Below are 16004 nucleotides of genomic sequence, written 5' to 3' on the forward strand. Positions count from 1 at the left end.
CTAGGTTCTAGGTTCTAGGTTCTAGGTTCTAGGTTCTAGGTTCTAGGTTCTAGGTTCTAGGTTCTAGGTTCTAGGTTCTAGGTTCTAGGTTCTAGGTTCAGTTTCTGCCAACATGATTATTAAGGCAAATATTTCACCTAAACAAAAGAAATAATTAGCAAATTCAATTTATTATAGCCAACATTCCAATAGATTGCTGGCCTAAAAAAAAGGCCTGCTAGGCAGGCCTTTTAATGGAAAATTCTCTAGCAACCAGACACCACAGTATTAACAGTAATAGGACCGTATGCAGTCAGACCATTCACATACTGAACATAACAAGTACCAGGGTTGTTGGCAGCTTTTGGGCTAACTTGCCCTTGAGGATAAAAATAAATACTCTTACTTGCGCTATCCTCGAGGTAAATCCACTCGCTTGATGTTCCACTAGTTGCGGCATTAATGTCTAGTGCATTTGCAAGCGAACCTGTCCATACAGGCGTTGCATGGCCATAGTTAATCAAAACTGTTTTACCAGTTTCAACTGTGACATTCGGAACAGGCGTTGCAGTAGAAGCTACTGTATTATTGCCCGCAATTAACGATTTTGAGTTAATTAAAGTATCTGCACCTTTAATCGCTGCCTCTAATCCTTTCACAGTTGAAGCACGAGCATCCGATTGTAGATTGATAAATTTAGGCGCAGCAGTAACAGCCAAAATGCCTAGAATAATAATTACAACCACTAATTCGATTAATGTAAAACCACTTTGCTTTTTCATTTAAAATCCTTATTTAACAACCTGATGACTCAACATGGTACTTAGGAGGATTGCTAGAATCTGCCTGTTTGTATTCAACCCAACATTTTGCCGTATTTGAAGGTGTCAACTTTTTAGGATGAATAATCACAGGAGATGTAAGCGTCGTTGTTACAGCGGGTGCTTCAACGATTGTCCACTCGTTAGTAGTATCTAAATCAAGTACTAATACCATATCAGCTGCTGCTTGCTTCAGATACCCATAAACACCGTTAACTTTAACATCGTCAGCTGCATCAGAATTACCTTTATCATCGATGATAATGCTAGATGTGGCCTTACTTTCTAACCCTTGAATAGCTGCCTTAGAATAAACAAGAGAATTAGCGCCTTGCAAAGACGCTTTGACACCATTCAAAGTAGATGCGTAAGCATCAGATTGAAGATTAATAAACTTAGGTGCTGCTGTGACAGCAAGAATACCTAAAATAATAATAACTACGACTAACTCAATTAAGGTAAAACCTTGTTGTCTTTTCATCATTAACTACCTATTTAATAACAATTCGAAATACTGGAACTTAGCGCCAATCCAATTAAGGCGTAAATGGTGTTTGAGTGAAACTTAGTACTTTGCCTGTACCTGGATTATAAACCACGCCTTTAGCACCTGTGGTTGATAAATCTGGTGCTGGAGTTGGCACACCTGTATTTTGGTTTAACACCAGAGAGGCCACTTGGTGATAAACACATAAATCCAAACCGCTCACGGCTGTACCCGCAATTGAATTAGTACTGCCACCCGCACCATCGATAACGCGTACGGTATAGCGTTGATTTCGCGCATCTTGCGAATAGAGCACATTACGCGGCGCACTTTGCAATACCGTATTGAATACCTGTTGACAGCTTGCATCCGTCATCGCCGTCGCATCGGTGCCGGAGGTACCCGTTGGATAGCCAAAACGTGGGTCGAGTGAAACAGAAGTACCATCTAAGATCACACTGCTATTTTGGCGACCATCGACTTCCCATTGTGAACGCACAAAACTCACGGCTGTAGATAAACCACCCGCCACACCGTCCACACTGGCATCTTCAGCATCATCGGTGACGTTTAAAAAACGTGGGATTGCCGTTGCCGCTAACAGACCCAAAATGACGATCACTATGACCAGTTCAATCAATGAAAAACCATTTTGTTTAGTCTTCATTAGTTTCCCCCTACTTGATGAAAGTCCATTCTAACAGCTAAATCAGTTTATAAAAGCCCGTTACTTAACAATATTTTAGGAGTTCGTCAAAAAAATGACCCTGCCAGAGTTTAGTTGATAGCCAATACTATCCCCATTTTGTGAGCGATAACGGCAGCTATTATCCTTGCGAAAATAGCTACCAATGAGGGAGTTATCCGCCGCCTCCTGCCCCATTAGTTGCCACCATAAGGCTTGGCAACCTTGGTCACTAAGTTCGGTCGGTTGCGGCCATCCCTGAGCGCTCATGATCACCAGCGTTTGCTGCTCATTATGAGTGTTTTGCTCATTAAACACTTCCCAATCTAGTCGCATTTGTTGTGGTTTGCCAAGGGATAACCACTGGGAACGCACCATAGCCAACACATTTAAGAAGCGACTATGTTCGACCTCCACACTTCGGGCGGCAAGTTGTGGCATAGCGGTAAAATATTTAACCCCAATCACCGCGAGAATAATCAGCACCAAGGTCAAGCTAACGAGCCGCCCATAAACGCGTAACAGATTGCTTTCAGCCTTCTGTTGGCTCTGCATCTATTTGATCCTAATTGAGTTAAACTCTCGACTTGGCATTACTTCCCGCCTTTAACCACATTGAGCATATCCCACATCGGCAGGTAAATACCCAGCGCCAGTACCAACACAATAACGGCCACAATACCGATTAAAATCGGCTCTAACTTAGCGGTAAGATTTTTAAGGTCATAGTCAACCTCACCTTCGTAAAAATCGGCGGCATCATTTAACAGCTGGTCAATTTGGCCGGTTTCTTCACCGACGGCGACCATTTGCAGTACCAGTGGCGTAAACAATTTGCTTTGATTCGATACCCTCAGCATAGATTCGCCTGACTCTATACCACGGCGCATCCCGACAATTTTATCGTGCATATACGCATTATCCACGGCATCGGCGACCAGGCTGAGCGCCTGCGTCATCGGCACGCCCGCACTTAACATCATCGAAAAACTGCGGCAATAACGGGAAAGAGTTGAGCGCTCTATAATCGAACCCACAGCGGGAATATGTAATTTCCACTGATCCCATTGTTTTTCACCTTTTTCCGTATGGTGCCAATAACGGATCCCAATAATAGTTCCGAGTAGTAGCAGTAACATCAAAGGCCAGTAGTGAACAAATAAGTTAGATGTGCCAATCAACACCTTAGTCGCCCAAGGTAAGTCGGCACCGAAACGGGCAAACATTTCGGCAAATTTGGGGATCACCATGATATTTAAAATCACCATGGCCAACGCAATGGCAATCAATACAAATATGGGATAACGCATCGCGGCCTTAATCCGGCGGCGAGTTTCCTGCTCACGCTCGATATAACCCGAGAGCTGAATAAAAGCATCCTCTAACTTACCGGTGTTTTCACCCACATGAACCATAGAAACAAACAAAGAATCAAACACATCTGGATGTTGATTCATAGCTGACGACAGCGGGCGCCCCGCAGTTAACTGCTCTGAAATATCATTCAGTGCATCTTTCATCCGTTGAGAATGCGCAGTTTCGGATAATCCCGCAATGGCTCGCAGAATTGGGATCCCCGAGCGCGTTAGCGAATACATTTGCCGGGTAAAAATTTGCAGTTCATCTAAGCCGACTTTACTACCAAAGAGCTGTATCAGTGAAAATGACTTCGTCACCTTTGCCGCTTTGACTTCCAATGGAATAATGCCGCGCGCTAACAGCATATCAGCAGCAGCACTTTCGGAGGCAGCATCGAGCTGACCCGTTACGGCCTGACCTTGTCCACTGCGTCCACGGTATTGATAAACCGGCATAATTACGCCTCAACGCCTTGCTGACTGATAATATCCCGCGAGAGTGGCACCTGCGACTCACTCACATCCTCAACTAGCTTAGCCACCTCTTCAATGGTCGTCATGCCCTCGCTCAAATATTGCAGTGCTGACTCGGCGAGCGGAGTAAAATTTGGGCTTTGCAGGGCTGCACGGGCAAAATCCTGTGGATTACCGGTACGCATCGCATCGATCATCTTTTCATCCAACTCGAGGATCTCAAAAATACCGATACGGCCGCGATAACCACTGCCATTGCAGCTTTGGCAGCCCGTGCCAATGCGGAACTTGGCCGATGAAAAGTCCTGACGACTCACACTATTCAGCCAGGCTTTTTCCTGCGCCGTAGGCTGATATTCCACCCCGCAGTTATGGCAAACGCGGCGCACTAAACGCTGGGCAATAATCACCCTTAACGCACTCGCCACTAAGTAACTGGCGGCGCCCATATCGAGTAAACGCAGCGCGCTGGTTACCGCATCGTTAGTGTGCAATGTGGATAACACAAAGTGACCCGTAAGTGCGCCCCTTAGACCAATCTCCACCGTTTCTTGGTCACGCATCTCACCGACCATGATAATGTCCGGGTCTTGACGCAAAGTAGTGCGCAGCACGTTCGAAAAATCGAGTCCAATCTTATGGTTAACTTGAACCTGGTTGATCCTCGGCAATTGGTATTCGACCGGATCTTCTACCGTGATAATTTTACGATCCGCAGTATTGAGCTCACTTAAGATGCCATACAAGGTGGTGGTTTTACCGCTACCCGTAGGCCCTGTCACCAGCAACATGCCGTGGGGACGTTTAATCTGTTTACGAATACGCGCCAAAATATGTGGCGGCATCCCCGTCTCATTTAAGGTCAACAAGCCTGCGGATTGGTCGAGTAGACGCATCACCACAGATTCGCCGTGGTAAATCGGCATGGTCGACATCCGCACGTCAATCTTGTGGCCCTTAATTTCCATATGGAAACGCCCATCCTGCGGCAGACGTTTTTCAGAAATATCCAGCCCAGCCATAAGCTTAAGCCGCAGTACTAAGGCCGCTGCGATATTGACTTCATTTAGAATGGTTTCGTGTAACTGGCCATCGATACGTTGGCGGATCCGCAGGGCTTTTTCGCCGGGCTCAATATGAATATCCGAAGCGCGCATTTGCACCGCATCTTCAAAAATCGACTGCAGCAGCTTAACCACTGTGGTTTCATTATCGCTATCGCCCGAGGTTAAGCTGGCCAGATCAAACATTTGATCGGCGGCATATTCCTCTTCAAGCTTACCAGCGATTTGCGCGATTTGGTCGGTGCGGCGATACAGGTTATCGAAGGCTTGCAGTAATTGCTGCTCGGGTGCGACTGCGACACTGAGTTTTTTCGGCGCAATTAAGCTTTCTAAATGGTCGAGCGCCTGCAAATCCGCCGGATCGCTCATGGCCACTAATACGGTATCACCCCGATCTTCAACCGCAAGGGCACGAAAACGCCTTGCTTGCACCTCAGGGATCAGATTCACCACCTCGGTGGGAATTGGGCGTTTGCTGATATCCAGCAGCGGTAGATTTAACTGCTGCGACAAAAATTGCAGCAGTTGAGTTTCGGTAATAGAGCGCAGCTCAATGAGGGTTCGGCCAAGTTTATGGCCCGTCTTACGCTGCTCGCCCAAGGCTTGCTGCAACTGCTCTTCGGTAATAATGGATTCTTGAACTAACAGATCGCCCAAACGCATCTTTAATCTGGGTTTCATTGGCTATCTCCTAGTTGTTGTAAACGTTGTTCAATAAAAGCCGTGGCCTGAGTTGATAAACCGGAATAGCTTAATGCTGTACGATAGGCTTGACTGGCTTGGGTAAATTGCTTTTGAGAGTCAAGAGCATAGGCTAATCCCATCCACCATTTCCCCTGCTGCGGCTCCTGCTGCAATAACTTGCGGTAAGCCTGTTCAACTAACGGATATTGCCCCTGTTTTTGGGCTAAATCCGTCTGCGCTAACCACTTTTGCCGAGCTAAAGGATGACTATCGGGGATTTGCGCAAGGCTAGCAAGTGCTGCGTCAGTATCGCCCATCGCATGTTGCACCCTAGCCAATAACAAAGCAAATTCAAACTCTTGCGGATAGAGTAACCGTCCCTGCGCTAACACTTCGGCCGCTTGGGGCTGCTCACCTTGACCATAGTGCAACGCCGCCAGTTGTTTGCGCGACTCATGTAGGCTCGGGTCGAGCTTGAGCGCTTTAGCGTAGTAATCCATCGCCTTAACCAACTGACCTTGCTTTTCGGCATCGCTCGCCAATACCAGTTGTTTTTGTGCTAACTGGCTTGGAGAAAGCTTTACTTCCGTCACCGCCATTTGCCCTGTTGGCTGAGCCGAAGCTTGGATCGAAGCTTGAGTCGAAGCAGACTCGACTGGCTCACTCGCCTTGGCCTCTGCTTGGGTTATTTTTACTTCGCTCTGATTTACGTTAACTTCCGCTTGATTTGCTTTAACCGCAACCTGTTGTGGCTCAGTATGTGCCTGCACCGACTCTTGAGGTAATGCCGCCCTGTTAGGCATATCAGGTGAGGTATTTGCAGCAACCGATTCTGTTGTCGGTTCACTCGCATTAACACGGGGAGATTGAGCCACACTTGGGGCAGATTCTACTGACGCAGACATATACTTTGCTGGAGCATCTGTCGACGACTGACTCACTTGCACCATCTCCGCAGTTGGCTCTGTTGGTATAGTCGTTTCTGCTCCCGTTTCTGCTCCCATAGAACTCGTATCTGTCTGTGTGTTGGTGTTATCCGACTGAGTTTGCGCACTCATCACAGTGTTAACACTGTTATCAGTGGCATTCCTTGAGTCGTACATGGCCTGAAAGGCATAAACCGACACACCACCTACAAACAGTGACACTAAGCTGATGACTAACCATTTACGTGATGTATTTGGACGCCCCAGAAACTGGGCCTGATGCACAGCCACATTGCTGAGAGAATGCCCCTGCTGGCGTTTATCGAGATCCTGCAGCATCTTGTTGATCACGCTCATGCGACGCCTCCCCACAACTGTTGCAGGTTAACGCCAGATGCCAGCAATGCCCCAATCGCCGCTGCACATACTATCAGCGCGATCGCCATATAGGTCGGCCAGTTTTGCGAACCGCGACTGGCATCTTCGGTATCCTGTATCGCGCCCTTAATGTGGGCGATGCGCACCTGAGTTGCCCCTTCGCCAAAACTGAGCATCAGGGCTTTATGGGCTAAAATATTGATCAATCTTGGAATGCCTCGTGATGCCTCGGCAATTTTACGCGTCAGTTTAGGGCTAAATAATGCTTGCCCCGCATAGCCTGCCACCGCTAAGCGGTAACGAATGTAGGCATCGGTTTCATCCCAAGTTAACGGCCGCAGACTGTAGCTAAAGGTGATGCGCTGCCGCAGTTGTCTAAAGGCTTGGCGCTTTAATCGCTCATCCAACTCGGGCTGACCAAAGAGCACCACTTGCAACAGCTTACGGCTTTCGGTTTCAAGATTGGTAAACAGCCGCAACGCTTCGAGGCTCTCATCGGGCAAGGCCTGCGCTTCGTCCAGCACTAATACGATGGCGTGACCATGGGCGCTCAGGGCGAGTAATTGTTGCTGAATAAGTCCAGTGAGTTGCTGCTGATCGATTTCGCTGGTGTATTTTAATCCAAGTTCATTGGCCACCGCCCAGCGCAGCTCGGCGGGGGTGAGATAAGGATTGGGTAGATACGCACAATGAAAGCCCTGCGGCAGCTCATTAATCAACTTACGGCAGATTAAGGTTTTGCCCGTGCCCACTTCGCCTGTGACTTTGATAAAACCCTCCCCGGTTTGTAGGGCGGTCTGCAATACTTGCAGCGCCTCTACGTGCGGGGATAACCCGAAAAAAAATCCGGTATTAGGGGTTAACGAAAATGGCGTTTGGCTGAGTCCAAAGTGCTTCAAATACATGAAAGCTTACTTATTTTCTGGATACCAACGGTCGAGTAAGGTCTTAGAACGCTCTAACTCGTTTTTCCACGTATCCCCGCCCACCACGGTCGGCTTTAACATAATAATCAGCTCGGTTTTCTTCTTCTGCTTACTGCGGTTTTTAAACAGTTCACCCACCCAAGGGATATCACCAAGCAACGGTACTTGCGATACCACTTCTGAGTTTTCACTCTTCATCAAACCACCAATGACGACAACATCGCCAGAAGCTGCACGGATCACAGTATCAGATTCGCGAATTTCACTTTGCGCCAAGGGTAATTTTAAAGGTTGGTCATTGATTACAATGCCTTTTTCCTGTTCTTTGACATCGATCACCGATGGATGAACATGCAGTAATACGTTGCCGTCTTTATCGATTTGCGGAGTTACATCCAGCGCAATCCCCGAGAAAAAAGGAGTTAATTGAACTTGAGGTGTCGTAATAGGCGTAGTGCCAGCCACAGTAGTTGATGAAACATCGGTAACAAAATACTCATCGGTACCGACTTTAATTACCGCTTTTTGGTTATTCGATGCCGTCACCCTTGGGCTGGATAATACATCCACATCACCTTGGGTATCGAGCAGGTTAATCATTCCCGCAAAATCCGCACCCTTGAAACTAATCGTCGTTACGCCACCCAGCGTTGAGCTAATTTGATCACTCAAACCTGGACCAGCAGACGTACCTACTTCTACCTGAGTATTTCCCCCTGCTAACGCTGAGCCAAGCGCTTGCCATTGAATCCCCTGCTGATAACCATCAGACAGAGTCACCTCGAGGATCTTTGCCTCAAGGATCACTTGGCGTTGTAAATGTGTCTCTGCCGAACTTAAAAATGCACGCACTTGACGTAATTCATTCGGATAGGCACGAATCGTCACTAATCCCGCCTGTGGAGTGACGACCACTTGGCGACCGCCGCCCGTGTCACCCACAATGGCGGTTAAGGTTTCTTTTAACTCGCCCCAAAAATCGGTCTTAGTGTGCGAACGGATAAAGGTGCCATTGCTGCTATCGCTGCTGTTATTGTTGGCATTATTACCGTTGCTCGAATTGTTATTGCCACTAACGTTACCGTTATTCGAGTTATTATTGCCGTTATTGTTACTCGAGTTGCTGTTATCGGAAATTCGGCCCGAACTCACCGAGGTTAACGACAGGCCATCGCGCACCATGTATAAGTAATTGACCGGAAAAGTCTCAGTACGCATCCCCGCAGGGAATACGCGCAAAATACGTCCTTCACGGCTGACTTCATAGCCATAAATATCTTCAACCACTTGAATGGCTTCGCTCAATGTCACGCCTTTTAGCGACAATGAAATCGTGCCCTGCACATCGGGATGCACCGCCACACTAAAGGGGGTTCCCTGAACGAGGCTCGGAAAAAACACCCTCGCATCGACATCATGGGCAGAAACATCGATACGACGTTCGGTTTCCATGGGCGCAGCTAAACTGCCCATTAAGGTATTAGTATTCAGTTCACGCTGCACCGCGTCTGGCATAACGGCTGGCGGAGGTGGCGTTGACTGCTTCGCGGCCTGCATCGACGCAGAAAGAGCCTCTTTTGATGCCATAGGCTGCGGTCTATCTGTGGTTTGGCAAGCCATAAGGCAAAGTGAGAGTAGAGGTGTGAAGTATTTAATGGCGGTCATCTGAGTCTTATTCCCTATCTCTCTGTTATTGCTTGAAATAATGCTAATTTCCGTCCGTCAGAAAGTGATACTGACGAGGGGGTAATACGCACGATTTTGACCCCTTGGATGCTATCACCTACGGACACAATTTTATTATTAATCACGGCGTAAGCCGTGTTGCCTGAGCTGACAATGCTGTTGAGCACTAAGGCTTGATGCTGATTTTGACTCGCAGCGCCTACAGCCGAATAGCCTTTACCGGGCAAAGTAGGGTCCCGTAAGTTTTCAGCCGACACTTGTGCCGAAATCACCAGTAATGCGATGAAAATATAAGGCTTATTGAGCAACACTGATAAAGTCCTTATTAATACTCAAGGTATAAAGCTCGATATCGATTTTCCCTTTGGGGTAATCAGCCACTTTATAGTCGAGGCGTTTCCAGTAAAGTTTGTCGGGCATGGCTTCTACTGCTTCAACAAAACGCAATACCGAGAAATAATCACCTTCTAAGCTCATGCGGATCCCATGGCTATACAAATTCAACTTTTTCTCTTCACCCACAGCAAGCAGTGGTACGGGCGCGACAGAGGTAAACTTAAGTAAGGTAATTCCCTGAACCTGCCCAAGCAGATTACCCAATAGTTCAGGCATATAATCGGCGGGCACCATATCGACCATCTGCTCGTTAAGCTGAGTATCAAGCTGTTGATTTTGTTGCTGTAGCAAAGTTAAACGCTGGCGATAGTCCTGATTGGGATCTAGCGCTAATCGCTGCTGGTATAAATCAATCTGTTGCACCGAAACCTGATTTTCTTGCTCTATGACCTTTAACTGCTGCGCCGTCGAATACTGTTGTTTCCAAAGCGACTCAATAGGCATATAAGCCAACATAGCGATCAGTGCTAACAGGGCAATGGCGATTAGCCCACGCTCGCGTTGGCTGAGAGCATCAAACTTTTGCGCTAATTGTTCAAATTGGGCTTTCATCGCGCCTGCTCCTCTGGGGTCTCACTCGTCAGCGTGAAAGCCAGCGGTTTATCCTCACCGCGATCCATGGTCATAGACGAAAAAGCCTGCCCTTTTAAGGTCTGGGTCGCTTTTAGCTTACTCACCCAAAGCGGGATACTCTGTGGATGATCAGCAAATCCTTCAAACATAAAGTGCTGCTCGTTAATCACAATATGGTTAAGCCAAACACTCGCATCGGCCACCATAGCCAAATCCTTCAATACAGGTGCAAAACCTCGGCTGGTGAGGGAGGAACGCAGTGCCAGCTCATTCATTAATAATTGCTTTAGCTCGAGCTGCTGTGACTCTAACTCGACACGCGCGACTAACTCAGGATCGGGTTTACGGGCGGCGATTTGTGCTTCAAACTCCGCCTTTTGCTGGTCAAATTGCTGTTTTTGCGCTGACGCTTGGCTTAGCGCCTGCACAGACTCATTTAATGTCCAATAGCTAAAACCGGCTACTGCACCGCAGACAACTAACAAGCCTACGGTATAACTGATTAATTTAGCGAAGGTTAAGCTCTGCTTTGGCGGCAATAGGGCGGCAGAATATAGGTTGACTCTCGATTTTATCACTCGTCACCTCGTGAAAGCTCACTAAAGGCCAATCCCGCCATTTTCGCGCCAACGGAGGTCTTATTAACCACGTTTACAGCTTGATTAAAGTTGGCTGACACCAACTTCGCTAAGGCATCGACCGCACCGTCGGCAAATAACTCAATGGAGTTAACAGGAGGCTGGCGGAGTTGACTCTCAAAATAATCCATAGATCTTTGAATTTCTAGGCTTAAGTTATCTGCCAATCCATAGTTTAGTTCATCCACTTCAGCCTTATCTAATTGGCTAAAACCGCGTACACGGCGCTGCATATATAACAGCCCCTGTTTTACCACCGTCAGTAACAACTCCTGCCCAGAATGATGGCTAACGACCAATCTTGCCTGATTATCATCGATAAACAGGTTGGTCATCGCGAGTTCTTCGATGCTAATCCCTAAAACAGTCAAGCCTTGCTCACTGATGGCTTGAACCATATTGATCAATTTATCTTTATCAACCACGACAACATTGAGTTTATTGCTTGGCAAAGGGGACTCAAAATAATCCAAGTGAATTTGCGGCACAGGAATATTGACCATATCTTTGATAGACCAAATCAAAGCTTGAGATAATTCTTCACTATCGACATTCGGTTTATCGGCGACGAGCAATTGATAGCGACCACTACTAAAAGTGATCTGTAAAGCGGCATGGGGGAAAGTGCTGGCAAGTTCAGCAAAGACACTTTGCCATTGATCTTGTTGTAATTCAAAAGAAACCCACTGCTCATGCAGACGTTCGGTGGCAGGTGCATAGACCCACAGCTTATCAGCACAGACATACACCCCCAGTGCAACACCCGTCTGTTTGGCTCGCCAAAAGGCCAACCGAGCAAAAAGTCCTTTATCCATAAAAATGCCTGTCTTCCGATAAAGTTAAGCTTGAGTGATAAGCCAGCGAATTGCGCTATTTCTACACCACCAGACGGAGATAAGCTCACAGCATTGAGAATGCGAAATTCGTCATATCCAGCGTCATAATTTTGGCACAGGCTAGTTTATCCGCTAATCTGTGAATTTTATAGAGAAATTCAACAACCCAGCCCTATTCTTCCACGAGGATCACATCACTCGGGGAAAACAATACGACTTATAACACCTCTACTGGATCGCTAAAATACATGCCCTGGGCCATCCCCACCCCGAGGATTTGCAGAGTTTGCCATTCTTCAAACACTTCAACCCCCTCCGCACACACTTGCACTTCAGTACGGTATAAACCACCGATTAAACTACGAATAAACAATTGATTTTCAGGGCGTAAATGAATATGACGTACGATAGAACGGTGCAGTTTAATCATGTCGAAATGGCACTCTCGGATATAGTAAGTGCCAACAACCTGTTGTCCAACATGGTCGACACACAGACGAGCGCCCATCTTACGGATCATATCGAGTTTAGGCTGAAGCTTGTCTTGATGCTGGATCACTGTATCCTCTGACACCTCAAAAATCAGTTGAGGTGTCAAATGGCGATGCTCAAGTAAGGTCGTTTTAAGCCACTGGGTAAAGGCGCGGCTCATCAAACTATCTAAGCTAAGATTCACACTATAGATTTGATCTTTATGCTGCTCTTGGCCGAGCAACCCCAATACACGCTCAATCATCTGCCGTTCAATTTGTGGCATCAAACCACATTTGTTTGCCATGGGGATAAACAACGTCGCCCGCACTAATGTCCCTTGATTATCCCGCGCCCGAGTAAAGATCTCTTTATGGTGCTCTCTCCCATCTAAATCCATAATGGGCTGACTAAAGGGATAAAAACGCCGCTGAACTAAGGCATTCTCTAAGAAGCTGCGCCAACGCACCGAACCTTTGGCAAACTCCTCATCAATCGCGCCCTTATCGTACATAAACCAATTACTATTACCTTGTAATTGAGCAGCACGTAACGCCATATCGGCCTCATCAAGCAGCTGATTAACATTATCCCCGGCGGTAAAATAAGCACAGCCCAAGTGGTAAAAGTTATCTCTATTGTCCACATCATCGGGCAAGGTTTGACTCAAGCAGACTTTAAGTAACTTACTGGCGAGCTGATCTGCCTCAATCAAAGAGACGTGGGGCACAACTATCGCAAATTGATTATGGTTACGCCGCGCAAAAATACTGTTCGGCAAGGTTTGCAAGATAGAGTTAATACTATTGACCGTCGCATGGAGTAACTCTTTAACAGCAGCTTCACCCTTTGCCTGCTGTATCAAATCGAGATCATCCATTTCTAACAGATAAATCACCCCATGAGCGACCATACCTTGGTCATGGCTCATGGCATCGAGGCGGTTATTTAAAAACAGCCGATTACCAATACGGGTTTGCGCATCTAAAAAGGTATTGGAGCGAATAAACTTATCGAAACGACCTCGTTCCTTATGGGCATCCTGCAATTCCTCAAGCAGTTTGGTTAAGGCTCTATTGATTAGTCTTGGCTTACCATTACCAGGGGTTGCCAGCGCTTGTTCATGTTTACCTTGTAAAATTAATCGACTGCGCTGAGCAAGTTCCTCAATACCATCCAACTGCTGCGAAAACCATATATGTCCGAAACGAACCAAAGCAATCACAGCTAGCAAACCAATGCCCAAGATAAGCAACTCATACCAACTCACACTGTAATGTTCGAAAGGTTGTGGCAAGCTCAGAGCCATTGTGAGACCCGACTGAGGATCGAGCAAATGGGTATACACCATGGCATTTTGCGTCTGCACATTGCCGTGATAGGCGAAAAGCACTTCGCTCTTCATGGTTAAACGAAATTCAACGGCGTTATACGCCAGCAACATGGGAGGCAGCCAAGACTCCAACTCCCAATCGGGCTGGGAGTGATAATGCTCTATTAGAAGGGATTCAAGTTCAGACACTTTCTGCTGCTGAAACTTATAGGTTAATTGTACAAAACTCATCATTGCGCTGAGTAAAAAGACGAAGGCAATAGCGGCTAAAGACATTAACCAGAAGCTGGTTAGTTTTGTTGTTAACATTCGAGTGAATTTCATCGAGCCGCTATCCTGCAGGATTATTATAATTATTGGTGCACTCTTAACATGAGTTAAACAAATGCTACTCAAGATTATTCAGTAGCATAAGCTAAAAGGCAACCTAGGATTTATTTTCAAAGACATTGAAAATCGCGCCAATAGCAGAGATTTCAGCCAACGTTAAAACAAAAAAGAGGCTAATTAGCCTCTTCTTCTATTAATTCTGTTGTCGCTTAATCCGCATATTGGGGCAAAGTCGTTATTGCAGCAACACCCGAATCAATGGCCGCTTGCGCCACGGCGCGGGCCACGCGCGGCAATAAACGTGGATCCATCGGTTTTGGTAACACATATTCAGGACCAAAACTTAATGAACTTACCTTTGGATATGCCTTAAGTACACTTGCTGGGACTTCTTCTTTCGCTAATCCGGCAATGGCATGCACAGCCGCAATCTTCATCTCATCGTTAATGCACGATGCACGCACATCTAATGCGCCGCGGAAAATAAACGGAAAACACAGTACGTTGTTCACTTGGTTTGGATAATCGCTGCGACCAGTACCCATAATTAAATCGCTGCGCGTCGCGTGGGCAAGTTCAGGTTTTATTTCAGGGTCTGGGTTTGAGCAGGCAAAAATCACTGGCTTATCCGCCATCATGGCCACTTCTTCAGCACCAATCACATTTGGGCCGGATAGCCCTAAGAAAACGTCAGCGCCTTTAATCACATCTTGCAAGGTACGCTTGTCAGTCTCATTCGCAAACAAGGCTTTGTATTCATTCAGATCAGTACGACCCGCATGGATCACGCCTTTGGTGTCAAGCATGTAAATGTTGGCGCGGTTAGCACCACACTTCACTAACATGGTCATACAGGCAATGGCAGCCGCACCAGCACCCATACACACAAAAGTGGCATCGCTAATCAGTTTACCTTGAATGTCTAAAGCGTTAATCATGCCAGCTGCGGTAACAATGGCAGTGCCATGCTGGTCATCGTGAAACACTGGCACATTACAACGCTCAATCAATTCGCGCTCGATAACAAAGCACTCCGGCGCTTTAATATCTTCAAGGTTAATCCCACCAAAGGTGCCAGCAATAGCCGCAACTGTATTAATAAACTCTTCAGCAGTGTTATGCGTTACTTCAATATCGGTCGAGTCGATATTAGCAAAGTGTTTGAATAATAGTGCCTTACCTTCCATAACTGGCTTTGAAGCCAATGGACCTAAGTTGCCAAGGCCCAGAATCGCCGTACCGTTAGAAATAACGGCAACAGTGTTACCTTTGTTGGTATAACGATAGGCATTTTCAGGATTAGCGGCAATTTCACGTACTGGTTCAGCCACACCAGGGCTATAGGCTAGCGCGAGGTCATGGCTCGTTTCAGCAGGTTTGGTGAGGCATACTGCAGTTTTACCGGGAACGGGGAATTCATGATAATCGAGTGCTTGTTGACGAATATCTGACATTTTAACATCCTGAAATGCGACATTTATAAGTATGGAAGTAAGGCCGACCGACTCAAGATCACCTCATTTATGGGTGATTTAAACAGTGTGGCAGGTCGGGGTAAGATACGCCAATTAGGTCACATTTTAAATAAGATCTTGAGAAATTTCGCCTTTACGGCTGAATTGTCGCCCTAAGCTAAGTTTTACAAACTTATCTTAGTCGATAACGGATGATTACCTGTTTAATTTTGTAGAAAACAAACGAAAATATGCAATAAAACAAGGGTAAAACTGTAGTCAAACCTAAAAAATGTTGACTAAATTACAATAAAGACACTAACTAGCATTATCTTATCGTTAATTACTATAAATAAGTCGATTTTGCGCAATTTCAACAGGAAGAAAGTGATAGTGGTGCTTTTTTAATTGAAGTCGTACCAGAAAGGCTAAAAAGTAGCGATTACGTGTCAGTTAACGACAAAAAGCAAAAAGGCGCCAGAGGCGCCTTTGAGAGAAATATTGC

Annotated in this window: 15 protein-coding genes; all 15 read right to left on the minus strand. The window is 46.4% G+C overall.

Annotation, left to right across the window (positions count from 1 at the left end; translation table 11 throughout):
• Positions 1 to 245: 245 nt before the first annotated feature.
• Positions 246 to 761: a prepilin-type N-terminal cleavage/methylation domain-containing protein gene (locus HG547_RS17945; protein WP_169548628.1), complete on the minus strand. Its 516-nt coding sequence runs from the start codon at positions 759 to 761 to the stop codon at positions 246 to 248.
• A 13-nt stretch (positions 762 to 774) separates the two neighbouring features.
• Positions 775 to 1284 (minus strand): prepilin-type N-terminal cleavage/methylation domain-containing protein, encoded by a 510-nt coding sequence (locus HG547_RS17950; protein WP_169548629.1) that lies wholly within the window; start codon positions 1282 to 1284, stop codon positions 775 to 777.
• Positions 1285 to 1336: 52 nt separating this feature from the next.
• The gene (locus HG547_RS17955; RefSeq protein ID WP_023266932.1) at positions 1337 to 1954 is read right to left on the minus strand and encodes a prepilin-type N-terminal cleavage/methylation domain-containing protein; all 618 of its coding nucleotides are present in this window, start codon (positions 1952 to 1954) and stop codon (positions 1337 to 1339) included.
• A gap of 75 nt (positions 1955 to 2029) precedes the next feature.
• Positions 2030 to 2527 (minus strand): MSHA biogenesis protein MshF, encoded by a 498-nt coding sequence (locus HG547_RS17960; RefSeq protein ID WP_169548630.1) that lies wholly within the window; start codon positions 2525 to 2527, stop codon positions 2030 to 2032.
• 38 nt (positions 2528 to 2565) lie between these two features.
• On the minus strand, positions 2566 to 3786 hold the full coding sequence (locus HG547_RS17965) for a type II secretion system F family protein (protein ID WP_037428181.1): 1221 nt from the start codon (positions 3784 to 3786) through the stop codon (positions 2566 to 2568).
• A gap of 2 nt (positions 3787 to 3788) precedes the next feature.
• Positions 3789 to 5549, minus strand: coding sequence for a GspE/PulE family protein (locus tag HG547_RS17970; RefSeq protein WP_037422422.1), 1761 nt, complete (start codon positions 5547 to 5549; stop codon positions 3789 to 3791).
• Entirely contained in the window at positions 5546 to 6835 is a 1290-nt protein-coding gene (locus HG547_RS17975) for a tetratricopeptide repeat protein (RefSeq protein WP_169548631.1), read from the minus strand. Before HG547_RS17975 ends, HG547_RS17970 begins: the two co-directional genes overlap by 4 nt.
• A complete protein-coding gene (locus tag HG547_RS17980; protein WP_088586613.1) occupies positions 6832 to 7761 on the minus strand; it encodes an AAA family ATPase in 930 nt (309 codons plus the stop codon). The genes HG547_RS17975 and HG547_RS17980 overlap by 4 nt, the downstream gene beginning before the upstream one ends.
• A 6-nt stretch (positions 7762 to 7767) precedes the next feature.
• A complete protein-coding gene (gene mshL / locus HG547_RS17985; protein WP_169548632.1) occupies positions 7768 to 9447 on the minus strand; it encodes a pilus (MSHA type) biogenesis protein MshL in 1680 nt (559 codons plus the stop codon).
• Positions 9448 to 9461: 14 nt separating this feature from the next.
• Positions 9462 to 9779 carry an MSHA biogenesis protein MshK gene (locus HG547_RS17990; protein WP_169548633.1) on the minus strand — a complete coding sequence of 106 codons (318 nt, stop codon included), beginning with the start codon at positions 9777 to 9779 and terminating at the stop codon, positions 9462 to 9464.
• Positions 9766 to 10416 carry a hypothetical protein gene (locus tag HG547_RS17995; RefSeq protein WP_055648040.1) on the minus strand — a complete coding sequence of 217 codons (651 nt, stop codon included), beginning with the start codon at positions 10414 to 10416 and terminating at the stop codon, positions 9766 to 9768. Before HG547_RS17995 ends, HG547_RS17990 begins: the two co-directional genes overlap by 14 nt.
• Positions 10413 to 11015 (minus strand): PilN domain-containing protein, encoded by a 603-nt coding sequence (locus tag HG547_RS18000; RefSeq protein ID WP_037422409.1) that lies wholly within the window; start codon positions 11013 to 11015, stop codon positions 10413 to 10415. Before HG547_RS18000 ends, HG547_RS17995 begins: the two co-directional genes overlap by 4 nt.
• Positions 11012 to 11890, minus strand: a complete 879-nt coding sequence (locus HG547_RS18005; RefSeq protein ID WP_169548634.1) for an MSHA biogenesis protein MshI — start codon at positions 11888 to 11890, stop codon at positions 11012 to 11014. Before HG547_RS18005 ends, HG547_RS18000 begins: the two co-directional genes overlap by 4 nt.
• A gap of 238 nt (positions 11891 to 12128) precedes the next feature.
• Positions 12129 to 14039, minus strand: coding sequence for an RNase E specificity factor CsrD (gene csrD / locus HG547_RS18010; RefSeq protein ID WP_169548635.1), 1911 nt, complete (start codon positions 14037 to 14039; stop codon positions 12129 to 12131).
• A gap of 215 nt (positions 14040 to 14254) precedes the next feature.
• Positions 14255 to 15499, minus strand: a complete 1245-nt coding sequence (locus tag HG547_RS18015) for a malic enzyme-like NAD(P)-binding protein (protein ID WP_069454188.1) — start codon at positions 15497 to 15499, stop codon at positions 14255 to 14257.
• Between the last annotated feature and the right edge of the window lie 505 nt (positions 15500 to 16004).

The sequence above is a fragment of the Shewanella sp. DNRA4 genome (assembly GCF_012843185.1).
GTDB lineage: Bacteria > Pseudomonadota > Gammaproteobacteria > Enterobacterales > Shewanellaceae > Shewanella > Shewanella xiamenensis.

Coding starts and splice junctions, on each gene's coding strand:
- HG547_RS17945 (WP_169548628.1), bottom strand. CDS start 761: ATGAAAAAGCAAAGTGGTTTTACATTAATCGAATTAGTGGTTGTAATT.
- HG547_RS17950 (WP_169548629.1), bottom strand. CDS start 1,284: ATGATGAAAAGACAACAAGGTTTTACCTTAATTGAGTTAGTCGTAGTT.
- HG547_RS17955 (WP_023266932.1), bottom strand. CDS start 1,954: ATGAAGACTAAACAAAATGGTTTTTCATTGATTGAACTGGTCATAGTG.
- HG547_RS17960 (WP_169548630.1), bottom strand. CDS start 2,527: ATGCAGAGCCAACAGAAGGCTGAAAGCAATCTGTTACGCGTTTATGGG.
- HG547_RS17965 (WP_037428181.1), bottom strand. CDS start 3,786: ATGCCGGTTTATCAATACCGTGGACGCAGTGGACAAGGTCAGGCCGTA.
- HG547_RS17970 (WP_037422422.1), bottom strand. CDS start 5,549: ATGAAACCCAGATTAAAGATGCGTTTGGGCGATCTGTTAGTTCAAGAA.
- HG547_RS17975 (WP_169548631.1), bottom strand. CDS start 6,835: ATGAGCGTGATCAACAAGATGCTGCAGGATCTCGATAAACGCCAGCAG.
- HG547_RS17980 (WP_088586613.1), bottom strand. CDS start 7,761: ATGTATTTGAAGCACTTTGGACTCAGCCAAACGCCATTTTCGTTAACC.
- mshL (WP_169548632.1), bottom strand. CDS start 9,447: ATGACCGCCATTAAATACTTCACACCTCTACTCTCACTTTGCCTTATG.
- HG547_RS17995 (WP_055648040.1), bottom strand. CDS start 10,416: ATGAAAGCCCAATTTGAACAATTAGCGCAAAAGTTTGATGCTCTCAGC.
- HG547_RS18005 (WP_169548634.1), bottom strand. CDS start 11,890: ATGGATAAAGGACTTTTTGCTCGGTTGGCCTTTTGGCGAGCCAAACAG.
- csrD (WP_169548635.1), bottom strand. CDS start 14,039: ATGAAATTCACTCGAATGTTAACAACAAAACTAACCAGCTTCTGGTTA.
- HG547_RS18015 (WP_069454188.1), bottom strand. CDS start 15,499: ATGTCAGATATTCGTCAACAAGCACTCGATTATCATGAATTCCCCGTT.